This window comes from Colwellia sp. MEBiC06753 (genome assembly GCF_053470325.1).
In genome coordinates this window covers 169594-184713 of sequence record NZ_JBQMTM010000005.1, presented here as the reverse complement: position 1 = coordinate 184713, position 15120 = coordinate 169594, and the positions used below count along the sequence as shown (strand labels likewise).

Annotated in this window: 10 protein-coding genes; 4 read left to right on the top strand and 6 right to left on the bottom strand. The window is 40.0% G+C overall.

What is annotated here, in order from left to right; genetic code table 11:
* Positions 1 to 161: 161 nt before the first annotated feature.
* Positions 162 to 1490, bottom strand: a complete 1329-nt coding sequence (locus ACOB82_RS06340; RefSeq protein WP_448212102.1) for a M24 family metallopeptidase — start codon at positions 1488 to 1490, stop codon at positions 162 to 164.
* Complete coding sequence (locus tag ACOB82_RS06335; RefSeq protein ID WP_448212101.1) at positions 1490 to 2896, bottom strand: M28 family peptidase; 1407 nt, start codon at positions 2894 to 2896, stop codon at positions 1490 to 1492. Before ACOB82_RS06335 ends, ACOB82_RS06340 begins: the two co-directional genes overlap by 1 nt.
* Before the next feature lie 397 nt (positions 2897 to 3293).
* On the opposite strand from ACOB82_RS06335, the gene cobA reads away from it, so the two are divergent.
* On the top strand, positions 3294 to 4088 hold the full coding sequence (cobA, locus tag ACOB82_RS06330) for a uroporphyrinogen-III C-methyltransferase (protein ID WP_448212100.1): 795 nt from the start codon (positions 3294 to 3296) through the stop codon (positions 4086 to 4088).
* A gap of 87 nt (positions 4089 to 4175) precedes the next feature.
* Here the strand turns inward: cobA and ACOB82_RS06325 are convergent, their stop codons facing one another.
* From ACOB82_RS06325 to gshA, 3 genes are all read right to left on the bottom strand, one after another.
* Positions 4176 to 5582 carry a DEAD/DEAH box helicase gene (locus ACOB82_RS06325; RefSeq protein ID WP_448212099.1) on the bottom strand — a complete coding sequence of 469 codons (1407 nt, stop codon included), beginning with the start codon at positions 5580 to 5582 and terminating at the stop codon, positions 4176 to 4178.
* Positions 5583 to 5895: 313 nt separating this feature from the next.
* Positions 5896 to 6516 (bottom strand): transglycosylase SLT domain-containing protein, encoded by a 621-nt coding sequence (locus ACOB82_RS06320; protein ID WP_448212098.1) that lies wholly within the window; start codon positions 6514 to 6516, stop codon positions 5896 to 5898.
* A gap of 904 nt (positions 6517 to 7420) precedes the next feature.
* Positions 7421 to 8995, bottom strand: a complete 1575-nt coding sequence (gene gshA / locus ACOB82_RS06315) for a glutamate--cysteine ligase (RefSeq protein ID WP_448212097.1) — start codon at positions 8993 to 8995, stop codon at positions 7421 to 7423.
* A gap of 215 nt (positions 8996 to 9210) precedes the next feature.
* Here gshA and ACOB82_RS06310 point away from each other — a divergent pair, with 215 nt between their 5' ends.
* The 3 genes from ACOB82_RS06310 to ACOB82_RS06300 all read left to right on the top strand — a co-directional run bounded on the left by ACOB82_RS06310 (position 9211) and on the right by ACOB82_RS06300 (position 13499).
* A complete protein-coding gene (locus tag ACOB82_RS06310) occupies positions 9211 to 10569 on the top strand; it encodes a Na+/H+ antiporter NhaC family protein (protein WP_448212096.1) in 1359 nt (452 codons plus the stop codon).
* 5 nt (positions 10570 to 10574) lie between these two features.
* A complete protein-coding gene (locus ACOB82_RS06305; RefSeq protein ID WP_448212095.1) occupies positions 10575 to 11252 on the top strand; it encodes a TIGR01621 family pseudouridine synthase in 678 nt (225 codons plus the stop codon).
* A 105-nt stretch (positions 11253 to 11357) separates the two neighbouring features.
* Positions 11358 to 13499: a tetratricopeptide repeat-containing diguanylate cyclase gene (locus tag ACOB82_RS06300; RefSeq protein ID WP_448212094.1), complete on the top strand. Its 2142-nt coding sequence runs from the start codon at positions 11358 to 11360 to the stop codon at positions 13497 to 13499.
* A 131-nt stretch (positions 13500 to 13630) separates the two neighbouring features.
* On the opposite strand, the gene ACOB82_RS06295 is transcribed toward ACOB82_RS06300, so the two are convergent.
* Positions 13631 to 14980 carry a sodium-dependent transporter gene (locus tag ACOB82_RS06295; RefSeq protein ID WP_448212093.1) on the bottom strand — a complete coding sequence of 450 codons (1350 nt, stop codon included), beginning with the start codon at positions 14978 to 14980 and terminating at the stop codon, positions 13631 to 13633.
* Positions 14981 to 15120 lie beyond the last annotated feature (140 nt).

The window sequence follows — 15120 nt, the reverse complement described above, 5'->3', positions numbered from 1 at the left end:
CTTGGCTATCCGTTAAGTTTTCTAACTCGGTTATCAGCTTTGTAAATTGTGCTGGGATCATGAGTAAACCCTCGTTAACTGTATCTACATACAGTATAGCAACAATTTACGGGAACATAGCCTTTCTTTTTATCATTTTACTGACACGTTAAGTGACTTGATTAGTCTGATTTAACTAACAACAATTGTTGTTGGCGACCATTCAAATACCAGACGCCGGTTTTATCGAAAAACGCATCTTCTTCTAACATAATGCGAATTTCTTTACCCCAAGCCTCAATATATTGGGCATTATTAAGCTCTATCGAATAAGCGGTATTTAAATGCAATGGGTAGTCACCGCTACCTTCAACCCCTTGTTGGGCATCCCACATCCCTAATGTTGTACCAGCGGCATGACCGTGATAGCCAAGCGGATGGGTATAAATCGTTGGCTTTAGCCCTTGTGCTATAGCAATTTCGCGACTGGATTTTAATACCTGATTACCTGTACGCCCTGCGCGAAACTCCCCCGTAAATACATCTTGCAACTGATTGCCTTTCGCTAAAGCTGCCACTAAATAATCAGGTGCGGTAGTTTCACCTTTTTTCAACACATAAGCATGTTGTTGGGTATCAGTGTTAAGCCTTAAGTAAGTCAAGCCAAAATCGACATGGAGTAAGTCGCCCGGCTGAATAACTTGGTTGCCATAGCCATTAGTGAAGCTGTCTTCATGATCAAATTTAACTTTGTCACTACGTTGTATCGACACTGAAGGATGAAACCAAGTTGCTAATTTTTGCTCAAGCACTTGTTCTCGTAACCACCAAATAACATCTTCGGTCGTAGTAACACCTGGGGTGATAACTTCAGATGAAAATGCCCGCGCAATTAACTTATGTGCCTTTGCTACTAATGGTTGATAAATATCAATTTCTTCTGGGATTCGTTGTTCAAGCCAGCTAACTGCTGCTGATTCTGCAGGGACTAATCTATCCTGATATTTCTTAGGTAGATAACTGAGTAATTCGTTTTTATCGGTAACCACTAAACCATCTGCATGTGCCCAATGCTCAGATTGATTGATGCCAATAGTGTTTGGCTGATAGCGCTCAATTAAGTCAACAAGTGCTTGCCATTGATCCGCTTGTTTGGACTTATCCCACGCTTTAGTAAATAAATTCCCCACTTTATACGGGGCAATCGCAAAGGTTTGCAACCCTTCTACGGGGTCATTAACAATCACTAATATCGTGCGGCGTCTGGCAGAGAGCCAAGTACTTGGCAATAAGGTTTTAAGTACCGGATCTTCGTTATACTCACGCGAAATAATCATCCACATATCAAGATTGGCAGTTCGCATAATCTCAGGCATTAAAGTGCTGATGCGCTTTTCAGTAATTCGGTCAATAACTTGTGCTCGTTCTTTTAATGGCAGTGGTTGCCAACTTTCCGCTACCGCCTGTTGAACGCATGCCAATATAATTAATAGGCTAACGAGTTGCTTCATTAGTTATAGCCACCAAATGATCCAGCAGGACCTGGGAAGACCACAGGTGATTCAAAGCCATCTTTCGCGACACTGCTCACACCAAAGAAATAGTTATCAATAACAATATTCTTTAATTCAAATTCACTAACATCACCAACGTACTGGCTGTGTGTCCAAGTTGCGTCCGTCGTTAAACGCCAATGCACGCGGTAGCCAGCAAGATTTTCTGCCATTTTTCCAGTCGGCTTTTGCCACTTTAATTTAGTAGATGGTTGCACAGCCCCTGAGATACTGACATTAGCTGGAGGTGCTGGAGCCCAAGCCATAGATGCCATAGTTACCGCGTTTAGCGAGGTCAATTTAGCATTAAAGTCAAAATCAACACCTGATAACACATCACCATAAGCGCGCCCATTTTCGGTTCTGATATCTTGATGTTGGCGATCATAATGTTCATTGGTTTCCATAATACGAACGGCAGGAAAGCCAACTTCATTAAACGGACGATGATGACCACCACGGCCAAATCGATCTAAACGATAAATCATCATCACATCTAAGTTTGGAATATAATCATCGGCAATTTTATCGATATAACGAGCGAGATTGCGCGATGGCGAGTCTACTTCACCACCGGTAAAACGTCTTAGCTTCGCTTCTTCTGGCGTTTCAACATATCTAACACCTTCTGAAAAAACGCGAGCGGTGGTGTTATTAATTACGCCATTGATGCCGGCAATATTACCAATCATGTCATTATTGATCACCGCTTCAACGCGCCAATTTTCTTTTTTGGCGATTCCCGCCATAATTTTACCGCCAAACAGTCCCTGCTCTTCGCCAGATAACGCGGCGTACACTAAGGTGCCATCGAATTTATATTGAGAAAGTACTCGTGCCGCTTCAATTACGCCAGCAACGCCAGAGGCATTATCATTTGCGCCCGGAGAGTCACTGGTAAAATCAAGTGGATCCGATACACGCGAGTCAATATCGCCACTCATGACAATATAACGGTTAGGATCAGTTTTGCCTCGTTGAATTGCGACGACATTGACAATTTCGGTTGGCTCGGGAATTCGCTTTTCACCGGAAAACGTTTGGCGCTGATAAACCACCTCTAAACAACCACCACAGGCTTGAGAGATTTTTTCAAACTCCGCCTTAATCCATCGACGAGCGGCCCCTATGCCTCGGGTGTCTGACTTAGTATCAGATAAACTATGGCGAGTACCAAAATTAACTAAGCTAGTGACATCCGACTTTAAACGCTTTGCACTCACTTGCTGTTGAATATCTCGTAAAATTGGCTGTTCACTGGGCGGAACTGCAGCAGAATAAGATGGAAAAGAAACGGCAGTTAGTGCGAGTAATGTGGGTAAGGGTAATCTTTTTGCGAGAAGTTTTACCTTAGTTGATTTCATTTGAGCGCCTTAAATTATGATTATTTTTATCTCGTTACTTATTGATATTGCTCTATACTGTTGAGCTCGTCATCTGCGCTTTTAAGTTATCCATGCCTATAATTAGCGTGACAATAATTAACTATTTCTCATTTCGTTCAACAATACTCTAAGCAATACTCTTAACAATATTTGGAGCAATATTCACTAAATAAACGAGTGTAACTTAGCTAAAGCTACCTAGCTCTAGCGCTTAGTAAAATATATTTAAGACCAATTTACGAGATTACAGGATAAAGCACAAAGCATATAACTTAATGCTATATAAAATCGAATTTTAATAGTATTTTTAACGTTTACTAGTGATATGATGCCAACATCTGATACTAATTTTTCACCTTTAATTAAGTGTAATTAAATGCCTAAAAATTTTAACCTTAATAAACAAGCTTTTGTTGCTGGCGAAGTCGCCCTAGTTGGTGCAGGTCCTGGTGATCCAGATTTACTGACTCTGCAAGCATACCGCTTTATTTGTCAGGCAGAAGTGGCTATTTACGATCGCTTAGTCAGTGAAGAAATTATGGCTTTGCTACCAACTACCTGTGAAAAAATTTATGTCGGCAAAAAGCAAGCAGATCATAAGGTGCCGCAAGAAAGGATCAATGAAATCATCGTTGAACAAGCAAAGCTTGGTAAAAAAGTAGTACGATTAAAAGGTGGCGATCCTTTTGTTTTCGGTCGTGGCGGTGAAGAAGCACAATTTGCACTAGCTCATGGGGTTGCTTGTCATATTGTCCCAGGGATGACTGCGGCCTCTTCGTGTGCAGCCTATGTCGGCATTCCCTTAACCCATCGCAATGTTGCTCGTGCCTGCACATTAATCACCGGCCATGTTCAGCAAGATGGTAGCTTAGATTTACCTTGGTCAGCACTGCAAGATCAGCAACAAACCATTGTTTTCTACATGGGGGTAAAAACCTTAGCCATTATTGTCGAGCAACTAAACAATGCGGGACGTGCTATGTCGACGCCGGTAGCGCTTATTCAACGCGGGACAACGCAAAAACAAAAACTGGTCAAAGGTCAGCTAAGCAATATTGTTGAATTAGTGGATCAACATAATATCAAGCCACCGACGCTTATCATTATTGGTGACGTTGTTAACACCTTTGAACAAAGCCAGCTAAAAAACCTCGGCTACCTAACACCTTAAACCAATTCAGAAGTACAAAAATATACTAATAAAAAACCAAGCTAAATTGGCTTGGTTTTTATCGACATCGAAAATGATTATTTACGTCTAGTTAGACTTCACCGCAGGTCGTTTACCACGATTGGCATGTGTTCTGGCGCGGCCTTTACTTGGCACGTTACCACTACGATCAGTATGTTTAGATCGACTTACCTGATGACGAGGATTTTTGCTTTTTGGCTTATGGCCTCGTGCATTATCCGCAGAGCGCTGACCATCGTGATGTTCTTTGTCTTGGCTACTATTCGCATTAGGCTTTTTCGGTTTTTTAGGTTTCTTCGGTTTTAATGCTCTGATCGCACGCGATGGCTCTAACGGCTGATTAGGGGCAAATCCTTCAACTTCTTTACGTGGAATATGTTGCTGAATAATATATTCAATATCTACTAATTGTTTGTACTCATCTGCACATACTAGCGATATTGCTTGGCCGTCAATACCTGCACGGCCAGTTCGGCCAATACGGTGTACATAATCTTCTTGGACATTCGGTAGTTCAAAATTGACCACTTGTGGCAATTGGCTAATATCAATACCACGCGCGGCAATATCGGTTGCCACAAGTACTTGAATAGTTTTATCTTTAAATTGTGCTAAGGCTTTAGTGCGAGCAGATTGGCTCTTATTGCCATGGATCGCAGCCGCTTTATGGCCTTCTGCTTCCAAATAACGAGTTAAACGATTAGCGCCATGCTTAGTTCGGGTAAACACTAAAACTTGTTGCCAATTATTATCGACAATCAATTTATTAAGTAATGCCGATTTTTTCTTTTTATCACACGCCACTAGCCAATGTTCAATAGTCGCCGCTGTGGTATTTTCCGGCGTCACCGACACTTCAATTGGCTTATGAACTAAGTCTTTTGCCAGTTCTCGAATATCTGGAGAAAACGTTGCTGAGAACAATAAGTTCTGACGCTTTTTAGGAAGTAGCGCCAAAATCTTTTTAATATCGCGAATAAAGCCCATATCAAGCATGCGATCAGCTTCATCAAGTACCAACATTTCCAACTCATGAAACTTTATGGCGTTATGCTGATGTAAATCTAATAGCCTGCCAGGTGTCGCTACTAAAACATCAACACCTTGACGTAAACGCATCATTTGTGGGTTTATTTTTACGCCACCAAAAACAACATCACTGGTGATAGATAGATATTGGCTATAGGTTTCAACACTTTTAGCCACCTGAGCGGCAAGTTCGCGAGTTGGGGTCAACACTAAGGTTTTAACGCAATTACTTGAAGCTTTAGCGCCTTTTTCATCCAGCAATTGTAAAATTGGTAAAGTAAAGCCAGCAGTTTTACCTGTACCAGTTTGCGCCGCTGCCATCACATCTTTACCAGAAAGTACAGCTGGTATCGCCTGCTCCTGAATTGGCGATGGCGAACTATATCCTTGTTCTTTAATAGATTTTAACAAAGCATCTGAAAGCCCAAGCTGTGAAAATGACATGAATAGCCTTATAAGTGATTGGCGCAAAAATATACGCAGAAATGAAAAAACGCGCTAGTCTACCATAAAGATAGTCGAGCGCGCTTATGTTAGAGTAATTTAACTGATTATTTTATTAGGCTGTCTGCGTGTTACTAGGGTCTGTTGAACTTTCATTTTAGTCTCTGCTATAGCCCTTCGGGTTGTTCTGAAAAAGTGTCACTCTTTGTTGCTTAATATGCATTTGGAACAACCAAACTTTATATTAAGCGCCGCGATTGACCGCTTTTTCAAAAACAACAGCGTTATAAACTGAAAGATCAACAGCCCCTAATCAACCAAAAAATAATCGCCACAACCAACTTTTATTTAAATCGGCTTCACAGCTTTTTAATTGGCTAGAATATTGACGCGCCCGATTGTCCACTTTTCGCGCCACCTTAACTAACCAAGCTTTTTTCTTATAGGTTTTGCGTTTAAATCCGCCCCAACCTTCGTGGTAATTAAGGTATTGATTATAGGCATCCCACTTAGAGATTTTATTAATTTTTTGGGTTTTAAAGATAAACCACCCCATAAAATCAATCGCATCTTCAAAGTCATCACGATCGGCCCATGAATTTCCTGTTTCTTTAATATAATCGTCCCAAGTCACTGTTTTTGCCTGTGAATAGCCATAAGCACTACTGACTCGTCCCCACGGGATAAAACCGAGTAAATAGTCTTTAGGGGGCAAGGCATCAGCTCTAAAAGAACTTTCTTGATACATCATACTCATTGGTACATGAATAGGCACGCCCCAGCGATCACGCGCATCTTTAGCGGCAAAGTACCAATCGCGATGCTCTCGGAATATTTCACAAAGATTTTCTGGGTTTTTAGGAGGTGGGGTAGCACAGCCAGCTAACAAAAAAACCGAGACTATACTGATAACAAAATACTTGATTGACGACATGAAACACTAGGAAAACAACAATTGTGGAAGCTATGATGCCAGAGCCGTTATTAAAAAAAAATTAAAATGCTAAATATTTCTGAACTTTTCTTTAACTTAGCACTCTTACTGTGCAGAGACTTTTGTTATACCCCCTATTGTTGTAACCCTTAGTTATATGTATGTAGTTGTATATATTTACTGATACTTTTTTTGTTATACCTTCCCTACGCGCTTTTTATAAGCGCGTTTTTTTTGCGCATTATTTAACTTGAATCTGACAACATTGACCAATAAAGCCAGTTAAAAATTGACGCACAACGAATTAGGCGCGTTAGGCAGGTCAAACAGTACTTATAAAGAATTAGCCAGCGATAAATATTCCATTTTTGCCAACAAAATTTTTTAATTAAAAAATAATTTGAACTAATTGCAGAACACTAAGTCCTACTTAGTGAGTGATATACTCCCTTAGTGTTTTATGTTTATTCTTGTATAGCGCGTTTAGCCAATAAACGCGCTTTTTTTTATCTTATTTTTTCTAATCTTTTCTGCTAGTTAACCTGATATTAAAATTTAATTTAAATTTTTTTGATTGTTTAGGAACCTTTCACCAAATACTCGGTCTTATTAATTGAGAGGCTTATTTTCCCTTAGTGTTTCATGAAGACTTTACGCGTTCACAGATGAACGCGTTTTTTTTGGCCAAAATTTTTTAATTAAATTACCAAAAAAATTATCAAGTTAATTTAAATGTGATGCTTTGATGAAATTTATTTGATTATTTTTTGAACTAACAAGATTTAATTGGGTCATATAAATTGAGAGCAAAACCTCCCTGGACTGCTTTCTTGTTTTAGTAGCGCGTTGCCCTAACGCGCTTTTTTTTGTCTTAAATTACCCTTCCTTGAGCTTCTAAAAACAGTTACTTTTTACTAAAGTAATCCGCCAAAAAGCTGTCAAAATCTAGTGTATCGGCTGCTTCTATTGCCGCTTGTTCTTGATGTGACTTAAGTACTGCTTCATCTAATTGCACTTGGCTAAAGGTTAAATAACCGTTGTTTAATTGCTGATGACGATATTGCTCAGCGAGTTCTAACGCTAATTGAGAAAAACGAACTTTTTGATTAACCACTAAATCGACAATTTTAGCTGATGGCGTTAAGCGGCTATCAAGAATTTTTGCCCGTTCATTTTCTGTGGCGATTTGATAACAATTACTGCCATAACTTTTATCAAGTAAATCAGCGACTTGATCAAACTCTGCAAACAGCTCTTGTCCCCATTCAGGAATTGATTTGCATTGGTTGTCATCATTTAATTTAAGTTCAGGATCTCGACCATTAAGTACGACTTTATCCATATTGTGTTCATAGCGTTTTTGTAATTCAGCGGTCATCGCAGGGCTTGGCGCTAAAGCACAATAAGTTAAAAACACATCTAAGAAATGCACTTGTTCAAGACTAATACCGGTTTCAGTAAATGGATTTACATCAAGCGCTCTAACTTCAATATATTCTACCCCTCGGCTATTGAGTGCCTCAGATGGCTTTTCACCTGACTTGGCAACGCGCTTAGGTCGAATCGGTGCATAAAGTTCATTTTCAATCTGCAAGACATTGCTATTAAGCTGCCTATATTTACCATCAACCTTAACACCAATTTTTTCAAACTCTGCAGAAGGCAATGAAATCGCATTCTTTACACCTTTAACATAGCTTTCCAAGTCGTTATAACAAATATTAAGCGTAGATTGAGCGCTATTGGTATAGCCCAAGTCACTCATACGTAAAGAGGTAGCATATTCAAGATACAAATACCCACTTTCAGAACGTTTAAACGGTAATTTTTGCGGCTTATTTTGTAAAAATGAACCACAAATTACCGGAGAACTACCGTATAAATACGGGATCATCCAGCATAGACGCTTGTAGTTTCTAATTAAGGCAAAGTAACGTTCAGAAATAAAGGTTTGTAGTGGCCGTTGATCACCATCAATTTTTTGTATGGTTCGCCAAAAATCTTCAGAAAATGAAAAATTAAAGTGAATACCAGCAATCACTTGCATCATGCTGCCATAACGGTTTTTCAGGCCCTGACGATATGTGGTTTTCATTTGGCCAATATTTGAACTGCCATATTGCGCAAGTGGAATTAAATCATCATTTTCTACAAAACACGGCATACTTAGTGGCCAAAGTAATTCACCGTCAATATGTTCATAGGTATAACGTTGAATATCTTTAAGCTGATCGATAGTTTTTTCTGCGTTGTCACTGACCGGAGTAATAAACTCGAGTAACGTTTCTGAGTAATCGGTAGTGATATATGGATGAGTTAACGCTGAACCTAACGCGTGACGATGTGACTGCTGTGATAATCGCCCCTCTTTCACCACACGCAATGCTTCACGCTCAACACCACGTTTAATACCAGAGACAACAGCAAGATTTTCAGGCGCCGATAGCGCTGTTAAATAATCGGAAAGAGAAGTGGTCAATTTGACTCCGCCGCATAGCGTTTTTTTTATATGAATAGTTACCTATGTAAGGGTAATTGATGATTTTTCAATACGCTAGCCTTTTCTCATGGTAAATTGAGTCAAAATGTTAGTGGAGATTTCAACGCTAGGGTGCCAAAATAGCGCGACTTAACCGCTGACCAAACAACTAATACCAATTGAATTAAATTGGTAAAAATAAAAAAGAATAAGATATGCAAGATAGTCCTTTAAGTTTACTTCCTCCCATTGTTGCCATCATCGTCGCCATTTGGCGAAAAAATGCATTAATCGCCCTTTTATGCGGCATAGTGCTATGCCATTTAATGATTGCACAATGGCAAGTGTTTAGCGGAATTTCCGGTACGGCTATCGAACTGGTTAACGTTTTCTCATCAACAGGCAATCTTTATATTATTTCCTTTAGTTTGCTCATTGGTGCCATGGTCAAACTATTAAGCGACTCTGGTGCGGTAAATGGCTTTATTCTGCACTTGGCCAAGTTAAATTTAGTAAAAAACCAGCGCCAAGCCAGCATGTTACCAACAATAATCGGCACCAGTATTTTTACCGATACTAACCTAAGTATGTTTACTGCCGGCATGGCAAGCCAACAGCTGTTTGATAAACATCAATTAAGCAGAGCAAGACTCGCCTATTTAATTGATTCGACATGTGCACCGGTAAGTATCTTATTTTTGATCAACGGTTGGGGCGCTTATGTTTTAGGGCTATTAGATGGCTTTAACTTTGATGACCCTGTCGGTATTTTAATTGGCACAATCGGCTATAACTTTTATGCCATTATTGCCGTTGCTATGGCTTATTACACCGCATATTCCGGTAAAGTTTATGGGCCTATGGCCCATGCGGGGAGTTACGAACAAGGCGAAGTAAGTTCAGAACCAGTTAAAGCTGCCCCTGCACGTATTATGTGGTTTCCATTAATTGCATTACTGGCTATTACTTTAGGTTTGCTATTTATTACTGGTGACGGTGATATGCGCCGAGGCTCGGGATCATTTTCAGTGTTTTGGGCGATCGTTAGCGCTTGTGTGATCGTTATCGCCATGATCAGTTTCTACCGATTAATGTCTATACAGCAAATCACAAAAACCTTTATCAATGGCTTAATTTATATGGCTCCTGCGGTATTGATACTAGTGTTGTCATTTGCTTTTGGTGGTGCAATAAAAGCCCTAGGTACAGGAGCTTATGTTAGTGAATTAATGAATATTCAAGTGCCGCTTTATTTTATCGCACCTATTATATTTATCGTTGCGGCCGCAATGGCCTTTGCTACCGGCACGTCATGGGGCACATTTGCGATACTTGTGCCAATTGCAGTACCGATTGCTATGGAAACCGGCTTGCCAATGTCATTTTTAGTGGCAGCAGTATTAGGCGGCGGGATATTTGGTGATCATGCTTCACCTATTTCAGATACCACAGTGGTTGCTTCCATCGCCAGTGGTTGTGATCATTATGAACACGTGAAAACCCAGCTACCATATGCCCTATTTGGCGCTGTCGCTACAGTGCTGATTTACTTTGCCATTGGCTTAACCTTTTAAGTTATATGTTTGAGCTAATCGATCAACAAGCCGACTTTATTGTCATAAATAAGTCGGCCAATTCGAGCTTTCATGATGAAGGCGACACCGGCAATGGCCTATTTTCGACCGTTAAAACCCAATTAAATCTTGCCGAACTATTCCCTGTGCATCGCCTTGATAAAATGACCTCAGGCCTATTAATTTTAGCGACAAATAAACCAGCAGCGGCTCACTTTCAAACCCTATTTAGCCAACACCAAGTGGAAAAATATTACTTGGCCATTAGCGATCAAAAGCCTAAGAAAAAACAAGGATTGATTAAAGGAGACATGGCCAAAAGTCGTCGCGGTATGTGGAAGTTATTAAGAACACAAGATAACCCTGCTATTACCCAATTTTTTTCCCATAGTTTAGGTAATGGTTTAAGAGGCTTTATTCTAAAACCCCACAGTGGAAAAACACACCAAATCAGAGTTGCACTTGCCAGTATTGGTGCGCCAATTCTAGGTGATCCTTTATATTCGAAAAGTGCCAGCGATCGCGGTTATTTACACGCCTTTTCGTTACGTTTCACCCTTAATAATACACCTTATCATTACTCGCTTATCCCTGAATACGGTAGCGCATTTCAATTGCCAACTTGCCAGCAATGGTTAGCAACACTAACACAACCTTGGCTCCTACCTTGGCCAAGCATTTAATACGCTAACACCATAGTGACAATCTGTTAACAATTTAGCTTCAAGATATAATGAGCGCTGTTATACTAGCCAACAAAAGTAGTACTTAAAAAGATTATCAACTTTATGCACAATTTTTTTTTGGTCATTACCACTGTGCTGATTATTTCGCTCTCAATCGCACCACAAGCCTTCGCTAGTGACTTAGACGACCTATATCAACAAATTACCAATTATCGTGCTCAAGGAAAAATGGACATTGCTGAAACCCTTGCTAGCAAGCTGTTAACAGAGGCAACGGCAAAAAACCAAGCGAAAAGCATTGCCGACGCTTATTTTCAAATGGCAAGAAACGCCATGGAGCGTAACCAATATGACAATGCCCAAATTCAGCTAAATAAAGCAATTTCTGGCTATCAACAACTAAACTTGCAGCGCTCTTTAGGTCACGCATTGCGCCAACTTGGTCTGACTTACCGTTATCAATCTCAATATGACAAAGCCTTAGAGTTTTTGTATCAGTCCATGCAAATTTTTGAACAAATTGGCGACAAAAAAGGCATTAGCGGTGTGTACAATAGTATTGGTGTTGTACTAGAAAGAATGGGGCAATATACCGAAGCAATTCAAGCTCATCAGCATTCTTTAGATATCAAATATGAACTTGGTGATAACTCTGGCATCGCCAGTGGTTTATATAACCTTGGCGACATCAGGCGCCAAATGGGTGATTACGATACCGCATTAAAGTATTTCTATGATGCCTTAGCCCTAGATGAAACATCCGGTAACCTCAAAGATATTGCCTATAGCAACCACAAAATTGGCTATGTATTAAATACGTTAAAGCGTCATGATGAAGCACGCATTTATTTAAACAAAACACTAAGTTTATTTAAAGAAATTAAAACGCCACGAGATACCGACTGGGCACGAACATCACTGGCGAAATTGGCGTTAGATACAGGTGCATTATCTGAAGCTGAAACCATCATTTTAGGGGTAATCGAGCGAGCAATTGCTAATCAATACCAAAGCCTTTTAGCCGATGCTTACCTTATTGCTAGCAACGTATATATCCAAAAACAAAACTATAATAAAGCACTTACGTATATTTCCGCAGGCTCAGAGCGCACAAAACTCAATAATGAAGTAGCAAAAGAAGCCGACTTTGAAGCATTAAGAGTTAAAGTCTACATGGCGCTAAATTTACCTGAGCAAGCTATTTCAGCGTTGCAAAAACAAAAGTCGATTGAGGACTCGCTATTTAATAAAAAACGCATTGACGCTATTGCCAATGCTCAAGCAAAAACTGAATTTGTTCGCCGCGCCACTAAAATAGAACTCTTAGAAAAAGAAAAGTCTCTACAACAAGCGCTGCTTAAGCAAGAAAAGCTGAATATAACTATCATTTTATTAACTGTCGTCGGCTGTTTAACGGTTGTTTTTTTAATTTATGGCAGACGCCTTCAACGCAAAACTAACAGCATGTTAGGCCAGTTAGTTAAACAACGTACGGCAGAGTTAGAGCAAAAAAATAATGAACTGCAGCAGGCATATGCTGAAATAGAGGCAATAAGCCTAACGGATAGACTGACAGGCTTAAATAATCGACGTTTCTTAGAAAATCATATTTATATTGATTTAGAGCAATGTCGACGCATCTATCAAAACTGGCAGCAAGGTAATACCCCTAAGCCTGAACAATCTGACATCGTAGTATTTATCTTAGATATTGATGATTTCAAGATGATTAATGACACCTTTGGACACAATGCTGGTGACAATATACTTAGCCAGTTTGCTCAACGTATGGCCAAGGTATTCCGTCATTCTGATTATTTGATCCGCTGGGGCGGAGAAGAGTTTGTCGCGATTGCCCGAGGCATTAACCGTGAAGATGGGCCTTTACTGGCCGAGCGCATGGTTGAAGCGATTAATAATCAGGAGTTTCAGCTAAGCCAAGATCTAAACCAAGAACTAAGCCAAGAATTAGGCCAACAGCAAACCCATAAAGTCACATGTTCTATTGGCTTTAGTTGTTACCCTCCGATACCTGCCATCGATATAGAATGCAGTTGTAAAACGCTCATAGCGCTTGCAGATGCCTGTTTGTATCAAGTTAAATCATCAGGTAAAAATAGCTGGTTAGGCATAATTGAAGCGAATGTTGACGCTGTTTTTAATGACAATATTAGCCACGAAGAATTTAAGCAGTTAGTTAAAAATAAGGAAGTGACTTTAACTTCGCCAAATGTTGCCAATTAACTCATTAGTGTTTTTGAGCTGTAGCTACTACTTTTGGAAATAGCCAAGCGAAAGTAGTGTTTAGGTCGCTAACCATTCATATAAAAAAGCCAGTCATCTGACTGGCTTTTTCTATAAATATTGACGCAAATTTATAACAAAGAATGGATAAATACTGCCGCGATGGCGACAGGGCAAACAAACTTAGTATACCAAGGCCATATCTTCCAAAATACGCCTGACTCAACAGCTTCATTACCTTGTTTTATTTCTGCAAGTAGCTCGCTACGGTGCCAAATCCAACCAGCGAAAACACAACAAAGCATAGCAATAATTGGTTGACCATATTCTGTAGCAATAGTTGCCACTAAGTCCAACATAACCCCTAAGTTAGAAATAATACCGAAGCTAATAGCCAGTATCACTAAACCAATAATTGTAGTTGCTTTTTTACGTGGTACCTCATGACGTTCAACTGCATAGGATACTGGCCCTTCCAACATCGAAATTGATGAAGTTAGCGCAGCAATGGACATCAGAATAAAGAAGGCTAAACCAACAAATAAACCTAATGCCCCCATGCCATCGAACAAACTAGGTAACACTTGGAAAACCAGAGTCGGCCCCGCTAATAAACTGCCGTCTTGCGCAAAAATTTGTACGCCTTGCGCTTGAGCTACATACATAGCAGGAATAATTAATAAGCCAGCCAAGAAGGCAATACTTACGTCAATCAATGTTACTTGGGCGCCAATAGTAACCATATTTTCTTTCTTGGCGATATAAGAGCCATAGATCACCATGACCGATGTCCCCAAAGACAATGAGAAAAACGCTTGTCCCAGCGCACTAATGAGTAGGTCGGGCTCTAACACTCGACTAATATCTGGGTTTAAATAAGCCTCTAAGCCTTCTGATGCACCATCTAACGTCATAACGTATATGATTAGCAAAACTAACAAACCAATCATCATTGGCATTAATCGTTTTGACCATTTTTCTATGCCGTCTTCAACACCTCGTCTGATAATAAAGACCGTTAAAAACATAAATAAACTGGTAAAAACAAGGTTGCGAGTTAACGTGCCACCAACGACCCACTCGGCTACTGCGGGTAATTGAGCAATTTGTGCCAATGACTCGATAGCATAAGACATCATCCAGCCAGCTAGTATGCCGTAAAAGCTTAAAATCAATGCGGCACAGATAATACCGCCAAAGCCGACGATGAATGCAAAATGCTTTTGCCAGCGCTGTCTCGACATTTTCTGCAGGCTGGTTACAGCATTAGCTTGCCCGTAACGACCAATTAATATTTCTGCCATAAATGCTGGATATGCTAAACAAAATGCCAACACTAAATACACTAAGACAAAGGCGGCACCGCCATTACTTGCGGTTTGCGTAGGGAAACCCCAGACATTACCTAAACCAACTGCAGACCCTGCAGCGGCCATAATAAACCCTAATCGCGAACTAAATTCGCCCCGAGAAACACCCATGAAAATTCTACTTTATTATTTTATAAGCGCCATAATTTACTTAATGTCGACAGCTAAAGACAAGCGCTTTGTCTACATTATCGATAAAAACAGCGCTAGTTTATGATGTGTGCAGTGTAAACTATTAATTACTCTAACAA

Excerpts from the sequence above, each read along its gene's own strand:
- ACOB82_RS06340 (WP_448212102.1), bottom strand. The coding sequence starts at position 1,490 with ATGAAGCAACTCGTTAGCCTATTAATTATATTGGCATGCGTTCAACAG.
- ACOB82_RS06335 (WP_448212101.1), bottom strand. The coding sequence starts at position 2,896 with ATGAAATCAACTAAGGTAAAACTTCTCGCAAAAAGATTACCCTTACCC.
- cobA (WP_448212100.1), top strand. The coding sequence starts at position 3,294 with ATGCCTAAAAATTTTAACCTTAATAAACAAGCTTTTGTTGCTGGCGAA.
- ACOB82_RS06325 (WP_448212099.1), bottom strand. The coding sequence starts at position 5,582 with ATGTCATTTTCACAGCTTGGGCTTTCAGATGCTTTGTTAAAATCTATT.
- ACOB82_RS06320 (WP_448212098.1), bottom strand. The coding sequence starts at position 6,516 with ATGTCGTCAATCAAGTATTTTGTTATCAGTATAGTCTCGGTTTTTTTG.
- ACOB82_RS06310 (WP_448212096.1), top strand. The coding sequence starts at position 9,211 with ATGCAAGATAGTCCTTTAAGTTTACTTCCTCCCATTGTTGCCATCATC.
- ACOB82_RS06305 (WP_448212095.1), top strand. The coding sequence starts at position 10,575 with ATGTTTGAGCTAATCGATCAACAAGCCGACTTTATTGTCATAAATAAG.
- ACOB82_RS06300 (WP_448212094.1), top strand. The coding sequence starts at position 11,358 with ATGCACAATTTTTTTTTGGTCATTACCACTGTGCTGATTATTTCGCTC.
- ACOB82_RS06295 (WP_448212093.1), bottom strand. The coding sequence starts at position 14,980 with ATGGGTGTTTCTCGGGGCGAATTTAGTTCGCGATTAGGGTTTATTATG.